This is a genomic window from Ruegeria sp. AH12, assembly GCF_056541465.1.
Window position 1 is genome coordinate 1 of record NZ_JBQFYL010000109.1, and the last position, 882, is coordinate 882.

1 protein-coding gene is annotated in these 882 nt (G+C 54.9%); it reads right to left on the minus strand.

Going from position 1 to position 882, the window contains the following annotated elements; translation table 11 throughout:
• On the minus strand, positions 1-882 hold an 882-nt coding region (locus ACR0EL_RS21970), incomplete at both ends, for a mechanosensitive ion channel domain-containing protein (protein WP_480502286.1).

An 882-nucleotide genomic window follows, 5' to 3' on the forward strand; every position in this document is an offset into this window, starting at 1 on the left:
TGGGCGTTCGGGATCGAGATCAGTTCATTCTTGATGGACTTCAGATGCGTCTCCATCAACTTGATCTGTACCACATCGCCGATATGGTCCCCGATCTGGATCCGATCCCCGATAGAGGTCGAGCGGCGATAGATCACAAACAGCCCCGCCAGCATGTTCGACACGACCGAGTTCGCGCCCAGCGACAGCATGGCACCAACCAGAATCGTCAGCCCCTGAAACGCCGCCGAGTCTGACCCGGGGATGTAAGGGACAGCAAAGACCAGAGCGATCAGGATAACGACGACGCGGGCGATGTTGAAGGTCGGGTTCACCCAGTGGCTTTCAAAATCGCCCATGTCAAAGGTTCCCGCCTCGACGGCGTCAAAGAACACACGCATGCCCCGGATAATATACAGCGTTATCCATGCGATCAGTATCAACATGATCAGGTTTGGGATGTAGCTGAGGATGCCTTTGAAGATTAGCAGGACCGGCTCGGTCAAGTAGGTCAGCAGGAGTTGCGCGAAATAGCGCGTCTCGGCAAAGGCAAGCAGAACGAAGGAGAGATAGTAGTAGAAGCCGAGGAAAAAGATCACCAGCAGGACAAAATTCAGAGCATACCGGATCAACGCGGCGATGGCCTCGGCCTGAACGCTTTTCGCGGTCGCGGTTTCGACATCCTTGAGGTAACGCTTGACCAGTTTCAGCGTACGGCGGCGAATACGCCGATGCAGCCACAGGATAACGACGACAAAAAGCGCGAATCCAGCTGTCCATGCCAAGGCTTCGATGGCACCCGAAACACGCGCCTGTTCGGTGCGGTTTGCGCGATAGCTTTCAATGGATTGTTTAATAGCGTCGCCGTGCAACAAACTGAGAACGTTCAGGTCCATCTGCTCA